This window comes from Buttiauxella noackiae ATCC 51607 (assembly GCF_001654865.1).
Lineage (GTDB): Bacteria > Pseudomonadota > Gammaproteobacteria > Enterobacterales > Enterobacteriaceae > Buttiauxella > Buttiauxella noackiae.
This window is the reverse complement of record NZ_LXEO01000008.1, coordinates 170,357-195,850: the sequence shown is the minus strand read 5'-3', so window position 1 is coordinate 195,850 and position 25,494 is coordinate 170,357. Positions and strand designations below refer to the sequence as shown.

At 49.8% G+C, this 25,494-nt stretch carries 19 protein-coding genes; 7 read left to right on the top strand and 12 right to left on the bottom strand.

Annotated elements, in window-relative coordinates; translation table 11 throughout:
- The first annotated feature begins 2 nt into the window (after positions 1 to 2).
- Together ssuC and ssuB are read left to right on the top strand one after the other, a co-directional pair.
- Positions 3 to 794: an aliphatic sulfonate ABC transporter permease SsuC gene (gene ssuC, locus M979_RS03180; RefSeq protein ID WP_034456332.1), complete on the top strand. Its 792-nt coding sequence runs from the start codon at positions 3 to 5 to the stop codon at positions 792 to 794.
- On the top strand, positions 791 to 1,564 hold the full coding sequence (gene ssuB / locus M979_RS03175) for an aliphatic sulfonates ABC transporter ATP-binding protein (RefSeq protein ID WP_034456333.1): 774 nt from the start codon (positions 791 to 793) through the stop codon (positions 1,562 to 1,564). Before ssuC ends, ssuB begins: the two co-directional genes overlap by 4 nt.
- Before the next feature lie 61 nt (positions 1,565 to 1,625).
- On the opposite strand, the gene pepN is transcribed toward ssuB, so the two are convergent.
- Positions 1,626 to 4,238, bottom strand: coding sequence for an aminopeptidase N (pepN, locus tag M979_RS03170; RefSeq protein WP_064553675.1), 2,613 nt, complete (start codon positions 4,236 to 4,238; stop codon positions 1,626 to 1,628).
- A 337-nt stretch (positions 4,239 to 4,575) separates the two neighbouring features.
- On the opposite strand from pepN, the gene pncB reads away from it, so the two are divergent.
- The 4 genes from pncB (at position 4,576) to M979_RS03150 (ending at position 10,553) form a co-directional block, all read left to right on the top strand.
- Positions 4,576 to 5,778, top strand: a complete 1,203-nt coding sequence (gene pncB, locus M979_RS03165) for a nicotinate phosphoribosyltransferase (protein ID WP_064553777.1) — start codon at positions 4,576 to 4,578, stop codon at positions 5,776 to 5,778.
- Between the two features lie 300 nt (positions 5,779 to 6,078).
- Positions 6,079 to 7,479, top strand: a complete 1,401-nt coding sequence (gene asnS / locus M979_RS03160) for an asparagine--tRNA ligase (RefSeq protein ID WP_034456336.1) — start codon at positions 6,079 to 6,081, stop codon at positions 7,477 to 7,479.
- A gap of 594 nt (positions 7,480 to 8,073) precedes the next feature.
- Complete coding sequence (locus M979_RS03155; RefSeq protein WP_034456337.1) at positions 8,074 to 9,174, top strand: porin; 1,101 nt, start codon at positions 8,074 to 8,076, stop codon at positions 9,172 to 9,174.
- Positions 9,175 to 9,362: 188 nt separating this feature from the next.
- Positions 9,363 to 10,553 (top strand): amino acid aminotransferase, encoded by a 1,191-nt coding sequence (locus M979_RS03150; RefSeq protein ID WP_034456339.1) that lies wholly within the window; start codon positions 9,363 to 9,365, stop codon positions 10,551 to 10,553.
- A gap of 69 nt (positions 10,554 to 10,622) precedes the next feature.
- On the opposite strand, the gene M979_RS03145 is transcribed toward M979_RS03150, so the two are convergent.
- The 7 genes from M979_RS03145 to cmoM form a co-directional block, all read right to left on the bottom strand.
- Positions 10,623 to 11,270 (bottom strand): MBL fold metallo-hydrolase, encoded by a 648-nt coding sequence (locus M979_RS03145; RefSeq protein ID WP_064553673.1) that lies wholly within the window; start codon positions 11,268 to 11,270, stop codon positions 10,623 to 10,625.
- 40 nt (positions 11,271 to 11,310) lie between these two features.
- Positions 11,311 to 11,859 carry a peptidoglycan L,D-endopeptidase MepK gene (mepK, locus tag M979_RS03140; protein ID WP_034457197.1) on the bottom strand — a complete coding sequence of 183 codons (549 nt, stop codon included), beginning with the start codon at positions 11,857 to 11,859 and terminating at the stop codon, positions 11,311 to 11,313.
- A gap of 182 nt (positions 11,860 to 12,041) precedes the next feature.
- Entirely contained in the window at positions 12,042 to 13,922 is a 1,881-nt protein-coding gene (ldtD, locus tag M979_RS03135; RefSeq protein ID WP_034456342.1) for a L,D-transpeptidase, read from the bottom strand.
- 163 nt (positions 13,923 to 14,085) lie between these two features.
- Positions 14,086 to 18,534 (bottom strand): chromosome partition protein MukB, encoded by a 4,449-nt coding sequence (gene mukB / locus M979_RS03130; RefSeq protein ID WP_064553670.1) that lies wholly within the window; start codon positions 18,532 to 18,534, stop codon positions 14,086 to 14,088.
- Positions 18,531 to 19,247 carry a chromosome partition protein MukE gene (gene mukE, locus M979_RS03125; RefSeq protein ID WP_034456346.1) on the bottom strand — a complete coding sequence of 239 codons (717 nt, stop codon included), beginning with the start codon at positions 19,245 to 19,247 and terminating at the stop codon, positions 18,531 to 18,533. Before mukE ends, mukB begins: the two co-directional genes overlap by 4 nt.
- The gene (mukF, locus tag M979_RS03120; protein WP_034456348.1) at positions 19,228 to 20,550 is read right to left on the bottom strand and encodes a chromosome partition protein MukF; all 1,323 of its coding nucleotides are present in this window, start codon (positions 20,548 to 20,550) and stop codon (positions 19,228 to 19,230) included. Before mukF ends, mukE begins: the two co-directional genes overlap by 20 nt.
- On the bottom strand, positions 20,543 to 21,331 hold the full coding sequence (cmoM, locus tag M979_RS03115; protein WP_064553668.1) for a tRNA uridine 5-oxyacetic acid(34) methyltransferase CmoM: 789 nt from the start codon (positions 21,329 to 21,331) through the stop codon (positions 20,543 to 20,545). The genes mukF and cmoM overlap by 8 nt, the downstream gene beginning before the upstream one ends.
- Before the next feature lie 134 nt (positions 21,332 to 21,465).
- Here cmoM and elyC point away from each other — a divergent pair, with 134 nt between their 5' ends.
- Positions 21,466 to 22,242, top strand: a complete 777-nt coding sequence (gene elyC, locus M979_RS03110) for an envelope biogenesis factor ElyC (protein ID WP_034456351.1) — start codon at positions 21,466 to 21,468, stop codon at positions 22,240 to 22,242.
- On the opposite strand, the gene M979_RS03105 is transcribed toward elyC, so the two are convergent.
- The 4 genes from M979_RS03105 to M979_RS03090 all read right to left on the bottom strand — a co-directional run bounded on the left by M979_RS03105 (position 22,222) and on the right by M979_RS03090 (position 25,465).
- The gene (locus M979_RS03105; protein ID WP_034456353.1) at positions 22,222 to 23,115 is read right to left on the bottom strand and encodes a YcbJ family phosphotransferase; all 894 of its coding nucleotides are present in this window, start codon (positions 23,113 to 23,115) and stop codon (positions 22,222 to 22,224) included. The two genes, elyC and M979_RS03105, sit on opposite strands and share 21 nt — an antisense overlap.
- Positions 23,116 to 23,257: 142 nt before the next feature.
- Positions 23,258 to 24,004 (bottom strand): 3-deoxy-manno-octulosonate cytidylyltransferase, encoded by a 747-nt coding sequence (gene kdsB / locus M979_RS03100; protein WP_064553666.1) that lies wholly within the window; start codon positions 24,002 to 24,004, stop codon positions 23,258 to 23,260.
- Positions 24,001 to 24,183, bottom strand: a complete 183-nt coding sequence (gene ycaR, locus M979_RS03095) for a protein YcaR (protein ID WP_034456356.1) — start codon at positions 24,181 to 24,183, stop codon at positions 24,001 to 24,003. The genes kdsB and ycaR overlap by 4 nt, the downstream gene beginning before the upstream one ends.
- Before the next feature lie 46 nt (positions 24,184 to 24,229).
- Complete coding sequence (locus tag M979_RS03090; protein ID WP_034456359.1) at positions 24,230 to 25,465, bottom strand: winged helix-turn-helix domain-containing protein; 1,236 nt, start codon at positions 25,463 to 25,465, stop codon at positions 24,230 to 24,232.
- Positions 25,466 to 25,494: the final 29 nt, after the last annotated feature.

Below are 25,494 nucleotides of genomic sequence, written 5' to 3'. Positions count from 1 at the left end.
CAATGACCCCTTCAACGCACAAACTGTTACTGAGGCTGGCACCGTGGATTCTGCCGGTTGCGGTTATCGCAATCTGGCAACTTTCTTCTAGCGCAGGCTGGCTCTCATCGCGCATCCTCCCTTCTCCGGAAGGGGTGGTGATTGCATTCTGGAACCTTTCTGCCAGCGGTGAATTATGGCAACACCTGGCTATCAGCTCATGGCGTGCGGTGATTGGTTTTAGTATTGGCGGTTCTCTGGGGTTAGTACTTGGGTTGATAAGCGGCCTGTCTCGCTGGGGAGAGCGTCTGCTCGACAGCTCCATTCAGATGCTGCGCAACGTTCCGCATCTTGCACTGATCCCGCTGGTGATTTTGTGGTTCGGTATTGATGAATCGGCGAAGATTTTCCTGGTGGCACTCGGCACGCTGTTCCCGATTTACATCAATACCTGGCACGGCATCCGTAATATCGACCAGGGTTTGCTGGAGATGGCACGTAGCTATGGGCTGTCGGGCTTTAGCCTGTTCGCTCAGGTGATTCTGCCCGGTGCACTGCCTTCGATTATGGTCGGTATCCGTTTTGCACTCGGCCTGATGTGGCTGACCTTAATCGTGGCAGAAACCATTTCTGCTAACTCAGGAATAGGTTATCTGGCGATGAATGCGCGCGAGTTTCTGCAAACAGATGTCGTTGTCGTCGCCATCATTCTTTACGCCCTGCTCGGCAAACTCGCTGACATCAGCGCGCAATTACTCGAACGTGTCTGGCTGCGCTGGCATCCGGCGTATCAGTTGCAGGAGGAGAACGCATGAATACCGCCCGCTTAAACCAGGGGACTCCCCTGCTCCTTAACAGCGTGACCAAACGCTACGGTAATAAAACGATTCTTGATGAGCTGGAGTTACATATTCCTGCCGGGCAGTTTGTTGCCGTAGTTGGGCGCAGCGGTGGAGGAAAAAGTACCCTTTTACGTTTATTGGCAGGGTTGGAAAATGCCAACGGTGGCTCGCTGATTGCCGGAAACGCCCCGCTACGTGAAAGCCAGGATGAAACACGGTTAATGTTCCAGGATGCTCGCCTGCTGCCGTGGAAATCGGTGATTAACAATGTTGGCCTGGGGCTGAAAGGAAACTGGAAAGAATCGGCGATGAAAGCGCTGGAAGCTGTTGGGCTTGCCAATCGCGCGACCGAATGGCCGGCCGCCCTGTCCGGCGGCCAGAAACAACGCGTGGCGCTGGCTCGGGCGCTCATTCATCGCCCACGCCTGCTATTGCTGGATGAACCGTTGGGTGCACTAGATGCCCTGACGCGTATCGAAATGCAGGAGTTGATTGTCTCTTTGTGGCAGGAACATGGCTTTACGGTATTGCTGGTGACACACGATGTCAGCGAAGCCGTCGCAATGGCGGATCGAGTGTTACTGATTGAAGAAGGAAAGATCGGTTTGGATCTGACGGTTGATTTGCCACGTCCCCGTAAGCTCGGGTCTGTGCGGCTGGCAGAACTGGAAGCTCAGGTATTAGAGCGTGTGATGAAACGACAGGTTATAGAAGAACCGGAACGCGTGGTGCGCACCGGTTAGTAAAGTGTGCCCTCTTCCTGTTAACTCCGATAAAGAGAAAACAGGATAGAGGGCATTTGCATTACGCTAATGCTTTAGAAATCTTCTCGAACAGATCGCCAGACAAATTCTCCAGCCCTTTCAGCTGTTCCAGCGCCGCACGCATCATTTCCTGACGTTTTGCATCGTATCGTTTCAGACGAATCAATGGCTCAATCAGGCGTGACGCAACCTGCGGGTTACGGTGGTTCAATTCGCTGAGCATTTCCACCATAAACTGATAGCCGCTACCATTAAGTGCGTGGAACGTAGCCGGGTTACCTGCAGCAAACGCGCCAATCAGGGAACGTACACGGTTCGGGTTGCCCATGCTAAACGAACGATGGTTCAACAACTCACGTACTTTGCTTAATGTATCTGCTGCCGGGCTGGTGGCCTGCAAGATAAACCATTTATCCATCACCAGACCGTCCTGATGCCATTTCTCATCAAATGCGGCAAGCAGTTCTGCACGGCACGGCAATTGCGCAGCAACAGATGCAGATAAAGCGGCAATAGAGTCCGTCATATTATCAGCACCTTCGAACTGCCTACGCACCAGTTGCTCAGCAAGCTGTTGCTCGCCAAAGGCCAGGTAACGCAGGCAAGTATTACGCAGCGCACGCTTGCCGATATCCGCATGTTCAACGCGATAAGCATCGAGTTTGTTGGCGTTGTAAACTGCCAGGAATTCATCCGCCAGTTCTTTTGCCAGCGTGCGGGTTAACGCTTCATGCACTGCGGCAATCGCCTGAGGATCGATTTTCTGGAACAGCTCGGCAATTTCATTCTGTGAAGGCAGCGTCAGAATTTCTGCGGCCAGAGCCGGGTCGATTTTCTCATCCAGCAAAATGGCGCGGAACGCATCAGCAACATGCAGTGGCAGCGACAACGGCTGCCCCTGCTGACTGCGGTTGACGTTCAGCTTGATGTAAGTTGCCAGCAAGCTTTGTGCAGCATCCCAGCGGGAAAAATCATTACGCGCATGGCGCATAAGGAACGTCAGTTGCTGGTCGCTCCATTTGTATTCCAGTTTCACTGGTGCTGAGAACTCACGCAGCAGAGACGGAACCGGTTGGAAATAGACCTTATCAAAGACAAATGTCTGCTCTGCCTGGGTCACATTCAGCACGTGGTGAATCGGGTGACCATTTTTCTGCAGCGGGATCACTTTGCCTTCGTTGTCATACAGTTCGATGTCGAACGGTATATGTAACGGATGTTTTTCCTGCTGCTCAGCAGTTGGCGGCGTGGTTTGGCTGATGGTCAGTGTATACAGCTCGTTTTCCGGGTCATAGTCATCATGCACGGTCACCACTGGCGTACCCGCCTGGCTGTACCAGCGGCGGAAATGAGACAGGTCAACGTTTGATGCATCTTCCATCGCCTGCACGAAATCATCACAGGTTGCCGCGCTGCCGTCATGACGCTCAAAGTAAAGTTGCATCCCTTTCTGGAAATTCTCTTCACCCAGCAAGGTGTGCAGCATACGGATAACTTCTGAACCCTTCTCGTACACCGTCAGGGTGTAGAAGTTGTTCATTTCGATAACTTTATCCGGGCGAATCGGGTGCGCCATCGGGCTTGCGTCTTCAGCAAACTGTGCGGCACGCATGGTACGCACGTTTTGAATACGGTTTACCGCGCGTGAACCGAGGTCAGAACTAAATTCTTGATCGCGGAAAACAGTCAGCCCTTCTTTCAGGCTTAACTGGAACCAGTCGCGGCAAGTGACGCGGTTGCCGGTCCAGTTATGGAAATATTCGTGGCCAATCACGCGCTCGATATCGAGGTAGTCTTTATCCGTCGCCGTTTCGGCTCGTGCCAGCACATATTTGGAGTTAAAGACATTAAGGCCTTTATTCTCCATCGCGCCCATATTGAAGAAGTCCACGGCGACAATCATGTAGATGTCGAGGTCGTACTCAAGGCCAAAACGAGTTTCATCCCATGCCATGGACGCTTTCAGAGAGGTCATCGCCCAGCTTGCGCGGTCAAGATTACCGCGATCAACAAACAGTTCCAGTGCTACATCACGGCCTGAACGCGTTTTGAAGGTATCACGCAGGACATCGAAATCACCTGCCACCAAAGCAAACAGGTAGCATGGTTTCGGGAATGGATCCTGCCATTGTACCCAATGGCGGCCGTTATCCAGTTCGCCTTCGGCAATGCGGTTGCCGTTAGATAAAAGGAAAGGATATTTGGATTTATCAGCAATGATTTTGGTGGTGAAGCGCGCCAGAACGTCTGGTCGGTCGAGATACCAGGTAATGTGGCGGAAACCTTCGGCTTCACACTGAGTGCAAAGCGCATCGCCTGAAAGATAAAGCCCTTCAAGCGCGGTATTGGTTGCCGGGCTGATTTCGTTAACGATGGTCAGCGTAAAGGCTTCTGGCAGCGCTTCAATGATCAACGCGCCCTCTTCCTGACGGTAATGCTCCCAGGCGGCACCGTTCACATCAATTGAAACAAGCGTCAGATCTTCACCATCAAGACGCAACGGCGCACCAGCGGCGCCCTGGCGGGTAATCTGGCTAATAGCAGTGACCAGGGTTTTTGTGGCATCAAGGTCAAAGGTCAAATCGATATCGGTAATCGTGTAATCCGGCGCGCGGTAGTCGTGGCGGTATTTGGCTTGTGGCTGTTGTGTCATAAAAAACCTTATACATCATCGGTAAGTTTGCGAAGTTCAGTCTATTCCTGTTGCCCTAATGTTGCCACGCAGAATCTTCATCTTTTCTGGGCTTTTCACATGAATTGCTACATTTTTATAACATGCGGCACGAATTGCCATCGACCATCACGAAATGTTCGTTATAACCTAAATAATTCGAGTGGTGGGTAGGTGCAGCCAACCCCCCACAGCTCGAAGAATGACGGTTATATTGTGATCCGGGTTTAATAAACAGATAATCAGGGTATACTCCTGCGTCTTTTATCTGCTTAGCCCTTGATGGAAACGCTCCTGTGAGAGGATGCTGCAACGCGCCATGACACGACACGCTTCCCCGATTTTGCAAACGCTTCTGGATACTGACGCCTATAAGCTTCATATGCAGCAGGCTGTTTTCCACCGTTATCACGATGTGAGCGTCGCGGCCGAGTTCCGTTGCCGCGGTGACGATCTGCTGGGCATTTATGCAGATGACATCCGTGAACAGGTTGATTTAATGCAGCACCTCGCGCTTAGCGATGAGGAGTTCACCTTCCTGGAAAGTCTGCCGTTCTTTAAAGCAGATTATCTCTCGTGGCTGCGCACCTTCCGCTACGACCCCACGACTGTGCACATCAGCAATAACAACGGCCATTTAGACATTCGTCTGACCGGCTCGTGGCTGGAAGTGATTATGTGGGAAGTCCCCTTGTTGGCCGTGATCAGTGAAGTGGTGCATCAGCACCGCTCACCAGGCGTAACACCGCAAATGGCGCTGGAGAGCCTGGAAAGTAAACTGCTTCAATTCAAAGAACTGACAGCAGATATCGACCTTTCCTCATTCCGTCTGATGGATTTTGGTACGCGCCGCCGCTTTTCGCGTGAAGTGCAAGAGGCTATCGTCAGCCGTCTGCAACAAGAAACGTGGTTTGTGGGCACCAGCAATTACGATCTGGCTCACCGCCTGGATTTGACCCCAATGGGGACTCAGGCACATGAATGGTTCCAGGCACATCAGCAAATCAGCCCGACACTGGCCAACAGCCAACGTGCAGCACTTCAGGCATGGCTTGACGAATACCCTGACAAACTCGGTATCGCATTAACCGATTGCATCACCATGGATGCCTTCTTACGCGACTTTGACCTCTCGTTTGCCAGCCTGTACCAGGGATTGCGTCACGACTCAGGGGATCCGGTCGAATGGGGTGAAAAAGCTATCGCCCATTATCAAAAACTGGGTATCGATCCTAAAACCAAAGTGCTGGTGTTCTCTGATAATTTGGATTTACCAAAAGCTATTGAGTTGTATCGCCACTTCGCTGCGCGCATCAATTTAAGTTTTGGTATCGGTACGCGCCTGACCTGCGATATTCCACAGGTGAAGCCGCTTAATATTGTTATCAAGCTGGTGGAGTGTAATGGCAAGCCAGTGGCTAAACTTTCGGATAGCCCGGGTAAAACCATTTGCCACGATAAAGCATTCGTTCGCGCGCTGCGTAAAGCCTTCGATTTGCCGCAAGTTAAAAAAGCCAGTTAGTCCTGATAAAACCCATAAACGATATTCAACTTGTTTATGGGTTCCTTTCTTTATTGTATTTCTTCATCTGATATACCCAAAAGATTTCGAGCTGTGGGAAGGCGGCAAACGAAAAAATCCCCAGGTGCTTACATTAGTAAGTGACTGAGGTGAGCGAGAGCAGCTAACGCACCTGCAACTTGAAAGATTAAGGGTATATTGATTTTTCTGCTTGTCAGTCGGCTCGCGACAGGTAACATAGATAACCCCCCGTTGTGGGTAATTTATTTTTGTCATTGACCATTTAATAGAGAGAAAAATATGAGCGTTGTGCCTGTAGCCGACGTACTCCAGGGCCGTGTAGCCGTTGACCAAGAAGTCACCGTGCGCGGATGGGTGCGTACTCGTAGAGATTCAAAAGCTGGTATCTCCTTCCTCGCCGTCTATGACGGTTCCTGCTTCTCTCCTGTACAGGCCGTCATTAATAATTCTCTGCCTAATTACAATGATGACGTACTGCGCCTGACAACGGGTTGCTCCGTTGTTGTAACCGGTAAAGTTGTTGAGTCTCTCGGTCAGGGCCAGAGCTTTGAAATCCAGGCAACTGAAGTTGAAGTGACCGGTTGGGTTGACGATCCTGATACATACCCGATGGCAGCTAAACGCCACAGTATTGAGTATCTGCGTGAAGTTGCTCACCTGCGCCCGCGCACCAACATGATTGGTGCTGTTGCACGCGTTCGTCATACTCTGGCTCAGGCGCTACACCGTTTCTTCCATGAGCAAGGTTATTTCTGGGTTTCTACGCCATTGATTACAGCCTCAGACACCGAAGGTGCGGGCGAAATGTTCCGCGTTTCAACGCTGGATATGGAAAACCTACCACGTACCGACGCTGGCAAAGTCGATTTCGATAAAGACTTCTTTGGTAAAGAAGCATTCCTGACCGTATCTGGTCAGTTGAACGGCGAAACCTATGCGTGTGCTCTTTCTAAGGTTTATACCTTCGGCCCAACCTTCCGTGCTGAAAACTCCAACACCAGCCGTCACCTGGCTGAGTTCTGGATGCTGGAGCCTGAAGTCGCTTTCGCAAATCTTGACGACGTAGCGGGTCTCGCAGAAGCCATGCTGAAATATGTCTTCAAAGCGGTGCTTGATGAGCGCATGGATGACATGGAGTTCTTCGCAGAGCGCGTGGATAAAGATGCAGTGGAACGTTTACAGCGTTTCATCAACGCCGATTTTGCACAGGTTGATTACACCGACGCTGTTACAATTCTCGAGAATTGTGGCCAGAAATTCGAAAACCCAGTTTATTGGGGCGTTGACCTCTCTTCCGAACATGAACGTTACCTTGCTGAGCAACACTTCAAAGCACCGGTTGTTGTGAAGAACTATCCGAAAGATATTAAAGCGTTCTATATGCGCCTTAACGAAGACGGTAAGACCGTTGCAGCGATGGACGTGTTAGCTCCAGGCATCGGTGAGATCATTGGTGGTTCTCAGCGTGAAGAGCGTCTGGATGTGCTGGATGCGCGTATGGCGGAGATGGGGCTGAATAAAGAAGACTACTGGTGGTACCGCGACCTGCGTCGTTACGGTACCGTTCCGCATTCTGGCTTCGGTCTTGGTTTTGAGCGTCTGATTGCCTATGTAACTGGTGTTCAGAACGTTCGTGACGTGATTCCATTCCCACGTACACCACGTAATGCGAACTTCTAAGCAGTCATTTTTCTAAGGCCAGCGTTGCTGGCCTTTTTTCTGTCTGCCGTATAAACGTCTTTTTTCTTCAACGAAAGTTAAACAAACGTCAATTTCAACCCCATCCTGCAACTCCCCAGTTACGAATTGTGTCCGCGAAATAAACAATCACAAAACACCCCCTATTTCCGCTTGCTTCCTGCTTCGGTTAGTTGACTTAGCACATTCGGATAAATTTCACTCAGATGTCTGGACATCTAAAAATCACTCAAAGATTGTACAAATGTAAGCAAAAAATTAAGAAGATTTGCTGTTATGCAAATTAAACATAAGTAATTCATATATATAGGATTAGAAAGGTGGTTTTTTAAACGAAGCGGTCAGGAAGTTTGAGATAGTTCACAAAGTTCAATAAAATACACATTTAGTTACACATACTTTCTTCTTGTAACTAACTCTCGATGTTTGTAGCACTTTCAGGCTAGCGAAACGGTTTCATGGATGGAAAGATGCCTGACAGATACAGAAAGACACCAAACTCTCATCAATAGTTCCGTACAGAATTATTGACGGCAGTGGCAGGTGTCACAAAAAAACCAATGAGGGTAATAAATAATGATGAAGCGCAATATTCTGGCAGTGGTTATCCCTGCTCTGCTGGTAGCCGGTGCAGCTAACGCTGCAGAAATCTATAACAAAAACGGCAACAAACTGGACTTCTACGGTAAAGCTGTTGGTGAACACGTCTGGACTACTAACGGTAACACCAGCAACGAAGACACCACTTACGCTCGTATCGGCTTCAAGGGCGAAACTCAGATCAATGACCAACTGACCGGCTATGGTCAGTGGGAATACAACATGGACGCCTCTAATGCGGAAGGCGCCCAGGGTACTAAAACCCGTCTGGCATTCGCTGGTCTGAAAATGGGTGATGCAGGTTCCTTCGACTACGGTCGTAACTACGGCGCAATCTACGACGTAGAATCTGCGACAGATATGCTGGTTGAGTGGGGTGGTGACGGCTGGAACTACACCGACAACTTCATGACTGGTCGTACTAACGGTGTTGCTACTTACCGTAACTCTGATTTCTTCGGTCTGGTTGACGGCCTGGCATTCGCAGTACAGTACCAGGGTAAAAACGAATCCTCTACCCGTAGCGTGTTCAAACAGAACGGCGACGGCGTTAGCACCTCTGTATCTTATGACCTGGGCGAAGGTTTCGGCCTGTCTGCTGGTTATGCGAACTCTAACCGTACCGTTGATCAGAAAGCTAACGGCACTGGTGACAAAGCTGAAGCATGGGCAACTTCTGCTAAGTATGATGCAAACAACCTGTACGCAGCAGTTATGTATTCCCAGACGTACAATATGACGCCAGAAAGCCGTATTAACGATACTGATGCTGCTTTCTTCGCTAACAAAACTCAGAACCTGGAAGCGGTTGTTCAGTACCAATTTGACTTCGGTCTGCGCCCATCTGTTGGCTATGTACAGTCCAAAGGTAAAGATCTGGAATCACGCGCTGGCTTCAGCGGCGGCGATGCTGACCTGACCAAATACGTAGAAGTGGGTACTTGGTACTACTTCAACAAAAACATGAACGTATACGCAGCGTATAAGTTCAACCTGCTGGATGACAACGATTACGCTAAAGCGACCGGTCTGGCTACAGACGACCAGGCAGCTGTTGGTATCGTTTACCAGTTCTAATTATCCAGCAACTTAGTTGCAAGGATGGTTTAAAAACAGGGCTTCGGCCCTGTTTTTTTATGCCTGAAAAGCTGAAAAAATTAACTTGTGACGGGAGCTGTTTCTTTTTGTTGCAAACGGTTGGCATTTGCTAAAACAGCAGTTAACCTGAGAGCGTTACTCCCTCGATATCACAATGGAAACCCGTCATGTTTGAGAACATTACCGCTGCTCCTGCTGATCCAATTCTTGGTTTGGCCGATCTGTTTCGCGCCGATGACCGTCCGACTAAAATTAACCTCGGTATTGGTGTTTATAAGGATGAAACGGGTAAAACTCCGGTTTTGACCTGTGTAAAAAAAGCGGAACTTTATCTGCTGGAAAATGAGAACACCAAAAACTACCTCGGCATCGACGGTATTCCAGAGTTTGGCCGTTGCACACAGGAATTGCTGTTCGGGAAAGATAACGCTCTTAGTGCAAACAAGCGCGCTCGCACAGCACAGACTCCTGGCGGTACTGGTGCACTGCGCGTTGCTGCTGATTTCCTCGCTAAAAACACTAACACCCAACGTGTATGGGTAAGCAACCCTAGCTGGCCGAACCACAAAAGTGTATTTAACTCCGCCGGTCTGGAAGTGTGCGAATATGATTACTACGACGCGCAGAATCACGCTCTGAATTTCGACGGACTGATCAACAGCCTGCAAGCAGCGCAAGCAGGCGACGTAGTCTTGTTCCACGGTTGCTGCCATAACCCAACCGGTATCGACCCAACAGCTGAGCAGTGGCAGGTCCTGGCTGAGATGTCACTGGCTAAAGGCTGGTTACCGCTGTTTGACTTTGCATACCAGGGCTTTGCCCGTGGTCTCGAAGAAGATGCAGAAGGCCTGCGTATCTTCGCAGCAAGCCATCAAGAGCTGATTGTGGCTAGTTCCTATTCCAAGAACTTCGGCCTCTACAATGAGCGTGTAGGTGCCTGTACGCTGGTTGCTGCTGATGCAGACACCGTTGACCGTGCATTCAGCCAGATGAAATCTGTGATTCGTGCTAACTACTCAAACCCACCAGCTCACGGCGCGTCGGTTGTAGCCACAATTCTTAGCAACGATGCCCTGCGTACTCTCTGGGAACAAGAGCTGTCTGACATGCGTCAGCGTATTCAGCGTATGCGCCACCTGTTTGTGAATACTCTGCAAGAGAAAGGCGCTAACCGCGATTTCAGCTTCATTATCAACCAGAACGGCATGTTCTCGTTCAGTGGCCTGACCAAAGAGCAGGTACTGCGTTTACGTGAAGAGTTTGGTGTTTATGCAGTAGCATCCGGACGTGTAAACGTAGCAGGTATGACGCCAGACAACATGGCGCCACTGTGCGAAGCGATTGTCGCTGTACTGTAATTAAGTTATCGACAAAAAAAGAGCCGCATTAAATTAATAATGCGGCTCTTTTTATTTCTCCGACCTGATTTACCAGACCGGTAATTCGTCTTGCAAGAAGGGATTGTGCAGGCGTTCGTAACCGAGCGTTGACAATGGTCCATGGCCTGGAATAAACGTAACATCATCGCCCAATGGCAATAGCTTACGTTTAATTGAGTCAATGAGTGCTGCATGATTACCCTGAGGGAAATCGCTACGCCCTACCCCACCTTTGAAAATCACATCGCCGGAAATCAGTAACCGGGACAGAGCATCAAAGAAAACAACGTGGCCAGGTGTATGGCCCGGGCAATGCAGAACCTGTAAGGAGACATTCCCTACCGACACCGCGTCGCCTTCGTTCAGCCAGCGATCAGGCGTCAGCGGCAAACACTCTTCGAGTCCAAACATTTGGCTTTGTGCAGGTAAACCCTGCAACCAGAATTCGTCTTCTTTTTCCGGCCCAACTACAGGAACACCGTAGTGTTCAGCCAGCTCAGCAGCCGCTCCAACATGATCAAGATGGCCGTGAGTTAACAGGATCTGCGTAATTGTCACGCCTTTCGCAGTCACTTGCTGTTTGATCTTTTCGGCTTCACCCCCAGGATCAACCAATGCTGCCTGCTGAGTTTCTTCGCACCAAATGAGAGAACAGTTTTGGCCGAATGCGGTGACCGGAATAATGTGATAGTTCATGATGCTCCAATACCGGCAACGCTCGCCGGATTCCGTTGTTTTACCAGTGCCTTAGTGGCCCGGTATCAATATGCACAAAGTTGCTGCTTGGGTAGTATCCTACACCACCAGCGCGCATTGATAATGCTGCTTTGCGAACATTGCTTAACGAAATCCCTTCAATATGGAAATCCATTGCCTGGCCTTTGGTGTGATAGCTCTTTTTAGCTACACCTCGGCTGTGAGCACGTAACTCATTGTTCGTGTCCAGGGAGCGATAACCAGATACCAGTTGCACCGGTTTGTTGGTTCCTAACAAACCCTGCAAGCGGTACAACTGATCGAATAATTTAGGATCGATGGATTTGATTTTATTCGCGCGATAATCACGGAAGAAATGATTAAGTCTTGCTAATTCATCCTGAATATAGCCTTTACCATCGAAAAATTCAGCCTTCAATGACTCCCCAGTATGCAGGTTATTAAGAGTCAGAATGCGTGGGCGCGGTGTTGATAGCATTGCAAACGCTTGTGTTGGTAACAGCGAGGCACCTAAAGCCACACCACCCAACGCCAGCAGCTTGCGGCGGTTTGCGTCAAATTTGTCCATGATGTCCAGGTCTACAGATAAAAAACGATCGAATAATATGCACTTTGGGCGCACTGCTCCGCACCTTAACCGCCAAAACAAAGCGAGTCAAGGCGTGCAAAACCCAGTAAAACCGGGCCCTGCAGAGGACCCGGAAGGATTAAGCAATTATTACGACCGCTAATTCATTAGAATTACTGCATTTAGCGTATTAATAGTTCAGCTTTTGAAAGGATTTGTGCGCCCGATCGCGCGGTAAGATCATAATTGTAAATATCTGTACGGTACTGCGTACGCCCATCGTCACCGACAAATGCGGTCAGGTAATAGAGACTCACCGGGATGGTCTGCCGAATGTTCACGTATTTCGTATTGCCATCTTTCAATTGACTCGAAATACGGGCATCGTTCCAGCCTGCGTCTTGCAGCAACATGTTTGCCAGCTCAGAGGCTTTGTTGACTCGTACACAGCCAGAACTCAACGCTCGCGCATCTTTCTGGAACAAGTTGTGGTTTGGCGTGTCATGCAAATAGATAGCGTCAGAACTCGGCATATTAAACTTGTAACGCCCTAACGAGTTCTGGACCCCAGGTTTTTGCTGGAAGCGGAAAGGCAAGTTGCTGGCAGTAATAGTTTCCCAATCGACATGCCATGGGTCGATTGCTTCTGCATTATTACTCCAACCGCGTAGTACGCTGTAACCATGCCTGTCGAGATAGCCTGGGTCCTGGCGTACTTTTGGCAAAATATCGTTGCGCGCAAGTGTTGGTGGGACATTCCACGGCGGGTTAACGACCACATTATTAAGCGCACTGCTCATCATTGGCGTTTTGCGATCTGGCCGCCCAACGATTACGCGCGAAGCTAATACTTCACTGCCGTTAAGGTAATAGCTCAGAGAATAATTAGGGATATTTACCATAATGCCGGTATCAAGTTTCTTCGGCAATAAACGTAAACGCTGAATGTTTAGGGCTACCAGCGAAGCTCGTTGTTGCGGTGTGACATTCAGCCAGTCGCGGGTTGATTGCCCGATAGAACCATCAACACCCAAACCTTGCCACTTCTGGAAACGTTTTACACCTTCAACCAGCTCTTTGCTGTAGGCACTTCGAACAGCTGGGGTTGATTTCTTTTTCTTCCCAGCCACTGCATCTGGTATCTGTTGCATGGTTTGCTCGCCGTCTAATTGAATAGCTGACGGGCTGACAGCAACCGCTGTCTTAGAAACATTGTCGCGTTCAGGTAATGGAATCGAAGGTTCAGCCTGCAACATACCGGTGCGTGCGAGTATTTCCCGTAGCGCTGGCACATCATTGCTCCACTGACCGGGGCGCAGAGTTTCAGCGCTGGTCAATTGAGGCCATGGACGCGAGTCACTGAGTAAGTGTACCAACGACTGGTGCAACTTAGCGTATTGCGGATGCTGAGGGGCTAGCGTTTCAACAAAACTGACTAGCGTCCCTTGATCTACTGCCACTTGCCATTGGTTAATAACGGAAATCGGTGGAGTTTGCAGCTTGTAAGGCTTAGCACTGTACAACCAGCGATTGCCTTCCGTCGGGATGCCATAGACAAATTGCAAATAACCCATCATCGCATCAGACAATACAATATCGCGCGATAGCCCCGTGACAGCCGGATCGGTAAGCAACTCGACCCAGGTAGTAAACTGTGGTTGGATGCCAGAAATGGCAACTTCAGCAAGTTGCTGCTGGAAGGCCTTCACGGCATCGCGATTCTCCCACATCGGTTTCATCTCGCGGGCCGCATAAAATGCGGACAACGCATTCAGATAAACCGGAGTGTAGCCCGCAGGTAAATGCGCCACGAGCTGAGAACGGCTTTGTGCGGCAGACATGCCGGTAGAATTTAGCGGTAACACTCCTACCATGGTAGCGGTAGCAGCAGATTGCGGTAATGGTTGGTCTGGCGTGCTGGTTGGTTCAATGCTCACAGCAGAGCTGTCAGAAGGAACGACCGCTGGCTCATCGGCCTGCGCCATAAACAGTGGAGCGAAACTCAGTGCCAGCCCGTAACCGAGCGCTGACAGCTTAAAACCGTGCAATTTTGTTAGCAACATCCCTTGCCCCCTGTTTATACCTGTTTTTACATCACCCAGCTTTTGTCGCTGGGTTTTAATAATCAGTATATAAACAGCGAATAGTATTTGCCCGTATAAATGTAAATAAAATTAAAGATTAAGAATTCTTAGAAAAGAAAACGCGGGCCGTAGCCCGCGATTTTTATGACGCATCTATTGTGCCGAGAACCGGCTCAGGAAGCGGCGGCGCAAAGCCTCTGAGACCTACAACATGGACGTGCTCATGGTTCTGAACAACCTTACGTACCAGCTTGTAAGTGGTGCCTTTTTCCGGACTAATGTTCTCAGGTGCAGCAATGATCAGTTGCATTTCAAGTCGCTCACACAGCTCAAACAGTGTAGCAATTGACTTCGCATCCAGTCGTGCCGCCTCATCGAGGAACAGTAAACGGCATGGGGAGATATCTTTACCACGCAGTCGGCGTGACTCTTCTTCCCAGCTTTGAACGACCATTACCAGAATTGACATACCGGTACCGATAGCTTCACCTGTCGACAATGCGCCACTTTCCGCACGCAACCAGCCATCTGAACCACGGTTTACTTCAACTTCCATTTCCAGGTAGTTGCGGTAATCGAGCAGCTCTTCCCCAATAGTTTGTGGTGTGCGCTGGCCCATATCAATTTGCGGATTCAGGCGTTGATACAGTTTCGCTAATGCTTCCGAGAAGCTCAGGCGATTGCTATTAAACAGATCCTGATGCTGTTCATGTTGTTCCGACAGCACATTCAGCAATGTCGCATGCGTTTCACGAACGTTCACATTTAAACGCACGCTGTTTACCTGGCCAAAGGAGACGCTTTGCAATCCTTGGTTAAGCATGCGGATGCGGTTCTGTTCGCGCTGAATCGTCTTGCGAATGATGTTCGCCGCACTACGTGAACTGATTGCCAGTTTTTGCTCACGAGAGGTCAACTCTTCCGTGAGACGGCTCAGCTCAATTTCCATCTGCTCGATGGCTTCAACAGGATCATCGGTACGGATAATATCCTGACGAATGCGTTCGCGCAGATGCTGATAAACCGCGACAAAGAACTGAATTTTGCGCTCAGGTCGTTTTGGATCTTCTGACATACGAAGCACATCGCGCAGATGTTCGTTATCCGCTACAGCAAGGCGCAAGGCACCCAATGCTTTATCCGAGATTGAACGCAGCTCATCGCCGGTGACATAGGCCAGCTCACGACGGTGCAAACGACGCTCTACGCCGTTTTCTTTCACCATGCGCATCACGGCACACCAGCCTGCTTTCGCAGTAACAACATGCTCACGCATTTCGAAATAGCTGCGCTCTAGTTGCTTGAGCTTGCGGGTCAGGTTGCTCATTTCTGCTTCACACATGGTCAGCGCTTTTTCGAGCTGATTACGGCGTGAGCGGTTGTTACTCAAAGCAGTGTGCAATTCGTCCCGGCGGGCGCGGGCGCGTTCTTCTGCACCGATATCAGCACGAACGCCTATATCCTGCAGCTCTTTATGTAGATCGGTTAGCAGCTCTTTTTTGGTATCAAAGGAGCTTTTCAACGACGCCATTAACTGGCTGAACTGACTCAGCTGCTGGGCATGGCTACGCAGTGCCTCACGCGAACGGGTACGCTCAGCTTCAGCATGCTCCAGGCGGTTACGCAATTTTTCATTCAAATCGCTATTGCCATCGAGCATAGCGGCTGAGTCAGAGTAACCAAAGTGCGCACGACGTTGCACCACTTCGGTCAACGCGAACGCCTGCTGGCGTGCATCACGCTGAACCTGTTGTGCGTACTGATAATCTTCTTTTAGCTGTTCGAACTGCTCAGGGTCACTTTGCAACACCGAAGCCACAGCTTCGAGCTTAGCCAGTTGATTACCGAACTGATGGAGGAAACGCGCGGCTTCATCGGCTTCATCCAGACGTTCGCGAATTTCGTCACAACGATCGGCCAGCGTTTCGTCATTGAGCAAACTGATGCGAGGCAACAGGCGGTTAAGTTGATCAACCCCTTCTTTAGCCTGTTCAAATTGCTGACGCTGTTGCTGATTGTCATTTTCGTGGTTGCTGATAGCGCGTTCAACTTCACCACGACGAGTATTGAGCTGACGAATTTCCACTTCTGGATCATCATCAAATGCCACACCCAAATGTTGTCCAATAAAGCGGCTAAATGCCTGGTGCAAACGCTGAGATTTCTGAACATCGAACGACAGTGTGGCAAAACGCTCCGCCAGGGTTTCACGCTCAGCATGGAGGTTTTCAAGGCGATTCTCACGTGCTGCGCGGCCAAACAGAGGCAACACCGGCAAACGAGAATAACGCCACTGGCGCTCTGCCGTTTTTACCAGAACGGCAGCATTCAACTCTTCGACGGTAAACACGCTGTCATCGAAGGAAGATGGGTCTCCTTCAATCAGATATAGGTCTTCCGGACAATCTTCAAGATTATCCAGTTGATCGCGAACCAGTGACAAATCTGGAACCACAATCGCGTGACGTGATGGGCCGTACAACGCAGAGAAGTACGGTGCGTCATCAATGCTAATGTCGTCATAAATCTCTGACAACAACACGCCGCCAAAACGTTCAGCCAGGGCATTTAAACGTGGGTCTTCAGCACCACCTGGTTGGCTAAGGCGTTCGATTTCCTCGTCAATGGCCCGTTTGCGCGCTCCCACTTCATCACGTTCAACCGTGACTTCACGCTCACGCTCAAGCAGTTGCTGCATGTATTCAGTAACTTGCTGGCTACTTTCAAACTGCTCATGACTCTGCTCGCACAACTGGGTAAGGCTGGTTTGTGCGGAAAGCCAGATTGGCGCACGCTGCTGGAGGCGTTTGATGCGCGCTTGAATTTGCTCTTGTTCCTGGCGTAAATTTGCACGCTGATCGCTGGCATCAGAAACACGTTGCTGCAATGTCTCGATGCGTTCAGAAAGTTCTTCGTGCAACACTTCCAGATCTTCAGGATCAAAGTGTTTGCCCTGACGCTTGCAGAACTCAGCAAACATACGTTCGGCTTCTTGCTGTTCACGCAGGCGTTGTTCAAGTTCATTAAGGCGTGCTCTGAGCGGCTGAACTTGTTCCATCAGGTGGCGCTGGTTATTGCTGTCACGCAGTAATTCACGTGCAACATTCCAGGCGTCACTACGGCTCACCGGACCATTAATAGCGGTGACTAGCTGATAAGCATGCTCAAACTGGCTATGCGCCGTTTGTGCCACACTCATCTTCTGCTCAAGTGTCAGCAGTTTTTCGGTTGTTTCCTGTTCTTTCGCCTGGAAGGTTTCAAGCCACTCTTCCGCACTGTCAGCAGTCAAATCTGGCAAGTGACAAAGTGCGCGCGCACGTTCAAGTGCTTGCAATGCTTGCTGGTATTGAATAGCACGCGTCTGTTGTACATCGAGTGCTTGTTGGTAGTCGGCCAGCTGGCTTTTCAGCTCATCGACTTCCAGCTCTGCGGCTTCTGCGCGAGCTTCGTTCTCTTCTTGCTGCTCTGATGCTTCGGCAACGATTTCATTTTGTTCTTCGAGGCGCATTTGCAGTTCGTCGAGGTCAGCTTCATAACGCTCGATTTTTTCCTGCTGGCGAATCGCCGTTTGCACCAAGTTCAGGTGATCGCTGGCCGCCTGATAATCAGTTTCCAGATCCCCTTCCGCACCGCTATGTTCTGCAAGCTCGCGGGCCATTTCGACATGTTTATATTGCTCCGCAGCCAGTTGCTTACGGCTGGTCAATAATTCACGACGGAATTCGAGCGCTTTATCCAGATGGATACGACGTTCATTGGCGTGGCGCATGTAATCAGCAGCTACATAGTTAGTCGCTTCAGAAATCAAATGCTTAAACAGATCACGGTCTGACTGGGTGACGCGAATCGCTTCAAGCGTCATACGGTTTTCACGCAAAGCCGCTTCCATATCCTGGAAAGCTTTACGCACACCGCCGTTTTCTGGCAACAGATAGTCGCGCAGTGAACGAGTAATAGCGCTGGAAATCCCGCCGTATAGCGAGGCTTCGATAAGACGGTAGTACTTACTACGGTCGGAAGCACTGCGCAGACGACGTGCAACAATGCCCAAATCGAACATCAACGAGTGGTAATCGGTAATCGAGTTGAACTGTTTAAATTGAACGCCTTCGATGGCTTCCACTTTATCTTTCAGTTCTTGCAAGCTCAGTACGCGAGCCTGACGCTCATTTAATGTTTCCGTTAACAACTGAGTTGGCTGAATGGAAGACGGTAAACCTTGAATCGCAAACGGTTTGATGTCGACTTTGCGATCACGTCCGGCCACTTGTTGCAGGCGCACACCTACCACAACACGCTGATTACGTGAGTTGACCACATCCAACAAGGAGTAGCAGACACCCGCTTTTAATTTGCCGTGCAGACCTTTGTCACGTGAACCTGATGTCGCTCCCGCTTCAGTAGTGTTACGGAAGTGCAACAGGGTTAAGTCGGGGATTAGCGCGGTTACGAACGCCGCCATAGTAGTGGATTTACCGGCACCATTACCGCCAGAAAGCGTGGTCACCAGTTCATCTAAATCAAAAGTACGCGCGAAGAAACCGTTCCAGTTAATCAGCGTTAGTGAGCGAAACTTACCGCGTTCAATCATTCCTGTTCATCCTCCGCGTTATCTGAAGCCAATTGCGACTCTTCAGTTTCATCATTGAGTTGCAAACGAGTTTCTACCGGCATCGCTTCACCATCACGGATCATGCGGAGTTGCGCTTCACGCGCATCGTCGCCAGCACGTACGTCTGCACCAAAGCGGAATACTGATTCGGTAATGCGGAATTTGCTGCTGTCATGGCCCATAAACCAGATCATGCCAAGACGGCGTAAACGCGTTAATGAGGCACGGACTTTCTCTTGCAGCTTTTGACGGTCAAGATCTGAGCCAGTAGAACGGTTGTTTACCAGCTTAAGTAGCTTGCTTTCATCCGCAAGCGTCAACAGCTCATCGTACAGCTCGGCCTGTGTGAAAATACCTTCGTTCGCCAACCGTTCTGGACTGAGATAGAGGTAACAGAGAATCTTACCTACCATCATGTCCAACTCAGACAGTACTGAGCGCGGGATCAGCGTGGTGGAGCGTGGGCGCAAATAGAAGAAACCTTCAGGCGCTCGAATCAACTCCACATTATAACGGGTATAGAACTCTTCCAGTTCATCCTGGAAGTCCATCAAATAAGCATGATTATCCAGTTCATCGAGCCCGACATGGCGACCTGCGCGCAGTTGGCTATCGAGTGCCGGAAATAACGGATTGGCCAACGCCTGTGCCAGTTTTACTGGCATCACTTTTTCAATATTTGTTGATGACATGCGCCTGTACCTTGGCTCCGTAATCGTTAATTGCCTGCCACTGTGGCGGCAAGCCAGTAAAGTCTGCTTCAGCCACACCCAGACGTACCGCCTGGTCGACTACGATTCTCGCCACATCAAAATGGCGTGCGCGTGGGTATTGCGCCAGATAGTCCCGCATGACAATGCCCAAATCTAGTGGCACTTGTCTGGTTTTATAGACCTGGAGGGCAGCTTCAATCATGGCGGCAAGTTGTTCGCGGATTTCATTGAACTCTTCGAATTCCAAATCGCTTGGCAGTTCGCCCATCACCTCATCGTCACGCAACGTCATTTCTTCATCGCGCATATCCAGCAGACGATCGGCATTAGCGTAGGTCAGAGCCCATGGCGCATCGAAATAGTTTTGAACCGAGACACGCAGACGTTGCGCAAAGACGCGATTTTTATCCATATCGATAGCGGTACGAATGAATTTATGAACATGGCGGTCATAGCCAATCCACAGGTCGATAGCCTGCTGGCCCCAACTGACGATACGGTCGAGTTTGCTTTGCAGATCAAACACCAGACGGTCAACAAAGTGCAGATCATCGCGCCCCAGAATCGAATCCTGAATACGTAATAAATTTGCCTGCAATTTATCGCCCGCAGCTTCCAGGGTGTCCTGTAACTCACGTAACGTACCCGATGTTTCGGACAACAGCATTTCGCAACTAGAGATGGCTGCACGCCAGTCTTTGTTCAGCAGCTGTGCAATATCATCTTTAACCTGTTGCTGGTGTTCATCCATGATGCGCTGCGTGAGATCGATACTGTCAAAAATCTCGGCGACGGAATATTTTAATGGCGCGAACACGTTGCGATGCCAGTGGAATTCATCACCACCTTCATCTGCTGAGTCGGCAGCACGTTTCAATTCACCAGCAACTATCGATAGCTGCATAGATAAACGCAACGTTGAAAACTCACGCTGGCGAATGTAGTAATCGGTAATGCCGATACCGAGAGGCGTCAGGCGATAAATTGCATTGCCTTCATTGATTTCACTGACGAAACGGTTGATCAAACGCTGGCGCACCATGTCATTGATGGCGTTATTGGCACGAACGTTAATTGTTTCGCTGGTTTGATCAAAGCCTTCGCTCACGTAACGGAAAGCGTCAATCAGCTCACCTTCACTCATTTCGCCATCTAGCCGCTCACCGTTTAAGGTCGCGATCGCCAACAGAAACGTCAGACGTTCTGTAGGTAGCGAAATCGAATAGTCATTTTTCCTGGCCCAGGCAACCAGCTCCGGCACTGTCTGGGAAACATCACTCATAATTTTTCCTTGGCTCAAGCGGCTTGATTGCTGTCACGTGGATATAGCGGCCGAGGCTAACAAAAGGTTCCTGGCGGCAATAACGCGTTTCCAGTTCAAGCAAATTCTCAAAACCATCGTGTTGTTTATGCTTATCGCGCAAGTAATCGTGGAATACTCGCACACCGGTTTTACCGGTAATCTGCCAGCCAATTTGCTCCAGCCAGTGATAGACCTGTTCTGGCTGTAGCGGATTGTCAGGCGAAAGCGTTTTCCGTTTGTTCTTTTTCATACCCTGAAGAACATATTCAAAGTTGCCGACAAACATGTTCCGCATCAGCAAGCCGTTAGCATTGTAGAACATCAGGGATAAGGCACCGCCGGGTGCAAGGCAATCCCATAGTGTTTTGAGTACGGCTTGCGGATCTACGACCCATTCCAGCACCGCGTGAAACAATATCAGATCAACCGGTTTTTCCAAATGTTGGCCAATATCCTGAGCAGAGGAATGTACGAAATGCATGTTGCCGCTCACACCTTTCTCATCAGCCAGAGCTTGAGCACGAGAAATCATCTGTGCAGAAACATCACAAAGCAGAACTTCATGGCCCCGCTCAGCAAGACCACACGCAGTTTGCCCTTCGCCACCACCCGCATCCAGAACGCGGATTTTTTCAGGCATAGTTGCCAGCAAAGCATCAAGGTCTTGCCATAAGATGGCCTGGCGGAGCTGCCCTTTGGTTGTACCGTAAATGTTGCGTGAGAACTTCTCAGCAATATCATCAAAATTGCGGTCACGCACGGGTACGGCTCCATGAGGGAAAAGGGTTCATACGAGAAAGTGGGTATTTTGGCACAGCTGCGCCAGGAATGAACCCGTCTGGTGTAATATCACCAGCGTTTGCCTACTATATGGCTAAAAAGGACCCATAATTCATGCTTTTTATCCTGAAAAAATTTATCGGCGGGCTGCTGCTGCCCCTCCCTTTTTTATTATTGATGATGGGGGTAGCACTTTGCTTGTTGTGGTTCACTCGTTGGCAAAAAAGCGCCAAAGCGCTATTAAGCGTGAGTTGGTTAGTTTTGCTGCTGATTAGCCTACAACCGGTGGCCGATAAAATGCTCAAGCCCATCGAGGACACCTACCCAACATGGCGTGGCAGCGAAAAAGTGGACTACATTGTGGTACTCGGTGGCGGCTATACATGGAACCCTGATTGGGCACCAAGTTCCAATCTCATCAGCAATAGTTTGCCTCGGCTGGCCGAAGGGGTACGCTTATGGCAGGCAAATCCTGGGGCAAAAATTATCTTCACGGGCGCAAGAGCAATGACCAACCCGGTGAGTACTGCTGAGGCGGGAGCGAGAGTTGCTGAAAGTTTAGGTGTCCCGCGCTCGCAAATCATTACCCTTGATGAACCAAAAGACACTGAAGAAGAAGCCGCTGCGGTAGCAAAAACGATTGGCCAGCAACCATTCTTATTAGTGACTTCTGCTTCTCATCTGCCACGGGCGATGATTTTCTTCCGCAATGCCGGTTTGCACCCTATTCCAGCCCCCGCTAACCAACTGGCCATCGAATCACCGCTGAATCCTTGGGAGCGCATAATTCCATCGCCAATTTGGTTAATGCATAGCGACCGGGTTGGCTACGAAACCCTCGGCCGCATCTGGCAGTGGTTGAAAGGTCCGTCAGGCGATCCAGGGAAGTAAGTTTTTTGCAGCCACATCGAAGGCGGGTCGATTAAGTCGGCCCGTCTGTAATAACTGCGCTACACCATCCCACAGAATATACAACCACCGTCGCCATAGAAATGACTCCGCAACCGGAGCTCGTTGTAAGTAGTGCCACATCAGGCTTTCAGACTGACCAGGTTCAAACAGACGGAATATTTCATATTCACGCGGCGCCCAAAGCGTTATTCCGGGATTGACCATTGCCAGAAGCTGATCGCTGCGCCCATCTTTTAACATACTGCGAAGCGTAAAGTTGCCATGCACCAGTACACAGTTGTCGTTAAAATCTTCGAATAAACGGGGCAAACATTCGCGGGTGCGGAACAAAATGCGCCTGTCTTGCATCGTCAGGCCATTATTGGGGTATTGATTGATGGTTGCCCACAATGTTTCTACATGCTGCCGATACCATGAAGGCCAGATATTTTCTTGTGTGCTATCGACGTTACCGACACACCCACGGCTATCGACACGATGCCATGCAAGAAGCCCTTCAACAATTTGATCTTTTAGATGCTCCCAGCGATCGGGTGTGCGGGTTGGCGCTTCGACGGGAACCCCCCGTAAACGCTCCATTAATAATACGTCTGGCCCCGGCGTCTCGTCATGTGTCACCACGCCGTAAACCACAGGCATGCGAATCGTTCCGGAACGCGTTAGCATGGACATTTTCCAGGCTAGCTGAGCGGCGAGACCTGGAGTACTAAAACTTTTAGCCAGCAATGACATCGCATTGCCGTCACTGTCATACAGCGACCACAAGGTGCTATTTGGCTGTTCATTGATACATTCAATCCGGCTTAGTTTTTCACCCAGCAGATGACTCAACTCCTTGCGTAGTAACTCCATGACTCATTACCCCTTACAACACTGGTGTTTTTATAATGAGCTTGAAGGCAGAGGTTGTCATCACTCTCAGATCAATATGCCTTCAGATAGTAAAAAACCGGCGCTAAGCACCGGTTTTTTTCTAAGCATTGATAACTGAGGATTAAATCATCGCTTGTCGCACACGCTCTAAATCTTCTGGTGTATCAACACCAATACTCGGGACTTCTTTCGCAACCGCAACATGGATTTTTTCACCATTCCACAGTACGCGCAGCTGTTCGAGCATTTCGATTTGCTCAAGCTGGCTTGGCTCCCAGGTCACGTAGCGACGGATGAAACCTGCGCGGTAGCCGTAGATACCAATGTGGCGTAAAAGGGAATCACCGATCTGTTCACGCGATTGTGCAAAGCGGTCTCTGTGCCATGGAATGGTCGCACGAGAGAAATAGAGGGCGTAGCCCTGCGCGTCCATCACCACTTTTACTGCATTCGGGTTAAACGCTTCTTCAGCAGAATCGATTGGCACAGCAAGCGTTGCCATACCCGCCTCGCTGTTCGCAAGATTGCTGGCAACCTGGCTGATGATCGCTGGAGGGATCATTGGCTCATCACCTTGCACATTCACAATCACGGTGTCATCGCTAAAACCACATTTTTCAATCACTTCAGCAAGACGCTCAGTGCCAGACTGATGATCAGCGCGAGTCATACAAACTTCGCCGCCGGCAGCTTCCACTGCACGAGCCACATCCTCATGATCGGTTGCCACAATGATACGTTCAGCACCCGATTCGCGAGCACGTTCCATAACGTGAACGACCATCGGTTTGCCATTGATATCTTTAAGCGGTTTACCCGGTAAGCGTGTAGAGGCATAGCGGGCAGGGATTATTGCCACAAAACTCATGGATTTTTCTCGTCAGAAGTCAGAACTCGAGCTTCAGTCTCCAGCAGCACCGGAATACCATCGCGCAGAGGAAACGCCAGATGATCAGGTTTGCAGATAAGCTCCTGCTTTTCCTGATTAAAGTAGAGCTTGCCGTTACAAACCGGACAAGCAATGATTTCAAGTAATCGATGATCCATGGTTACTCCAGAATGGCTGCCATCAAAGGCAGCAGAATAACATAACTTACTCGCTCTCCGGGCTAATTTCCCAGCCTTCACCCCATGATGCCGTTAACGTGGCGGGAATATTCCCGAAGCGAATCAAGGTTGCACCCTGCCAGCGGGCAAAATCGGTTAGTGCCTTGTGCAAGCCGTTAATCAATGACGGCTCAGCCTTAATACCTTCTTCAAGATACAGACTGATAATTTCTAATAAGTTACTTTTGCGATGCATTTTTGCATCAACTCTTCCCACCAGCACTCCTTGATGCAGCAACGGAAGAACGAAATAACCGTATTTACGTTTCTGAGCAGGGGTATAACATTCCAGTCGATAAGAAAAGTTAAAAAGTTCTTCAGCACGTTTACGATCCCAGACCACCGGATCAAACGGTGACAGCACCGCACTGTAGGTCGCTCGCAAGGTGTTTTTCTCAGCCTTTTCCAGCAATGGCCATTGGTCGCAATGCAACCACATCTCGCCAATACTCTCGACATTAACAGGAATAACGATGCCTTTTTCCTGCCATTGGGCCAGCAATGGCTTAATTGAGACATTCTTCAGACGATAATAATCTGCCAGCCACTCAGCGCGAAAAATGCCAAGGCTACGAGCGCTGTTCTCCAGCATTTGCTGTTCGGCATCTGCCTGATGAATCAGATGTAACTTGTCATCCCAGTGCGGCAGTACGCGTGAGGTCAGATCGTAAACACGTTGAAAATTGCGACGCTCAATCACCATCACCTTGCCTGCGGTAAACAAGCCTTCAAGATGTTTTTTATGCGGTTTCCATTCCCACCAGCCACTGGAACCTTTTCGTGGATGCTCAAAATCAGCGGAGCGCACCGGACCATTGCTCTCGATATGCGTTAAGAGTTTTTCGATCTCTTCGGCGTGCTCAATCATCCATTCAGGACGATATTTCCAGCCCATTTTTTCAGGGTTGAGCATCCGGTGGCGGATTAGCGAAAAGTCTTTTCTCGGTAGGAAGCACGCTTCATGTGCCCAATACTCCATTAAATCGCCCTTGAGCAAAGCATCATCTAGCCAGGTTTGCGGGTAATTACCTAATCGGCTGAACAGCACCAGATAAGGGCTGCGCGCAACGATATTGATGGTATCAATTTGTAGAAGGGACATACGGGAGATGGCGGCAACAATATCAGCAGGTTTAGCACGGCGACGAGGCTTTACTAATAAGCCTTGCGCCGCAAGGTGAAGATTGCGGGCTGCACGTAAAGTCAGTTGCGGTACGGACATGAAGAAATCCTGTCGTCAGCAAACTCGAA